The 1,151-nt window shown below is 66.6% G+C and carries 1 protein-coding gene and 2 pseudogenes; 2 read left to right on the forward strand and 1 reads right to left on the reverse strand.

Annotated elements, in window-relative coordinates; genetic code table 11:
• Both JCM25156_RS31630 and JCM25156_RS31635 read left to right on the forward strand, forming a co-directional pair.
• Positions 1 to 592, forward strand: a pseudogene (locus tag JCM25156_RS31630) (lysylphosphatidylglycerol synthase domain-containing protein); the annotation flags it as partial.
• 22 nt (positions 593 to 614) lie between these two features.
• Complete coding sequence (locus tag JCM25156_RS31635; RefSeq protein WP_025814168.1) at positions 615 to 794, forward strand: hypothetical protein; 180 nt, start codon at positions 615 to 617, stop codon at positions 792 to 794.
• A 204-nt stretch (positions 795 to 998) separates the two neighbouring features.
• On the opposite strand, the pseudogene JCM25156_RS31640 reads toward JCM25156_RS31635, so the two are convergent.
• Positions 999 to 1,151, reverse strand: a pseudogene (locus JCM25156_RS31640) (uracil-DNA glycosylase family protein); the annotation flags it as partial.

Below are 1,151 nucleotides of genomic sequence, written 5' to 3' on the forward strand. Positions count from 1 at the left end.
CCCGGAAGGGTGGCTGAACGCGGGCAGGTTGCAGCCTGTTTTCGTCATGATGGGGGATTACCTGCTCTCCCTGATCGGGGTGGTGCTGATCGGGCTTGGCATCGGCCTGTCGCAGCGCGTGACGCTGGCGTGGAAGGCCACGATCGCCCTGCTGTCGGTCGCCTGTGGTCTGACGCTGCTGCGTGGGTCGCCCCTTGTGGTGCCGGGCCTGCTCATGCTGGTGTGTATTCTCGTCGCGCCGTTCCGTGGCTCCTATTACCGTCATGCCCGGATCCTGAGCGAACCGCTGTCTTTCCAGACCATCGTGTCCATCGTGCTGCTGATCGGCTCCATCGTGATCCTTATGCTGGCCGGTCCGCATGATTCGGTGGGCGGAAGCTGGTGGGAGATCATGCTGTTCGCCTCCCGCCCCGGTATTACGCAGTGGACGCTGGGGCTTGCGGTCATGCTGGGCCTGACCATGATCGTGCGTCTGGTCCGGCCGGGGCGCATTCACGTCCTGCCCTGGGATGCCACGACACAGGCCCAGTACTGCGCCCTCGATCATGCGCTGGAAGGGGTGGGGCAGGGTACGCCGGAGCCGTCAGGCTGATACAGGCGCGCGGCGCGAGGCGTTGCTGCCGTTCGTGCGGATCGGGCCCTATCTTGTGGGGCTGGGCGACCCGGCGGGTGCGGCGGATGACTGCACATCCGCCATATGGTGGCTGCGCGACCTTGCGGTGCAGGAGGGGCGTCGCCCGGTCTTCTGGCGTGTGGGCACGAGCTGCTGCCGGTCTATAACGAACTCGGGCTGACATCATGGCCACTGACGGCCGAGGAAGATGCGGCCAGCCCGTATTTCCTGTGCGCCGCGGCCAAGGATCTGGCCCGGGTAAGACCACTGATGCGCAACGCTTTTCCGCTGACGGGACAGGCGGACTGCTGAGCGGTCAGGGGACTGTCAGCCATTCCCTGCGGGTGCCTGTCTCCTTCCCGGAGGCTGTTTGAAAAGCCTGCCTTCAGGCCGCGCTGGCAGGTGGAATTTCCGGCAGGGGCTGCCCGGCCAGCACGGCCCGCACGCAGGCGCGCAGGGCAGGGAGCACGTCATGGCCGAACTGGGGCGTGCGCCGTTCCCATGCTCCGGTGCGCCATGATGGATGGGGCAGCGGGAA

This window comes from Komagataeibacter kakiaceti JCM 25156 (assembly GCF_000613305.1).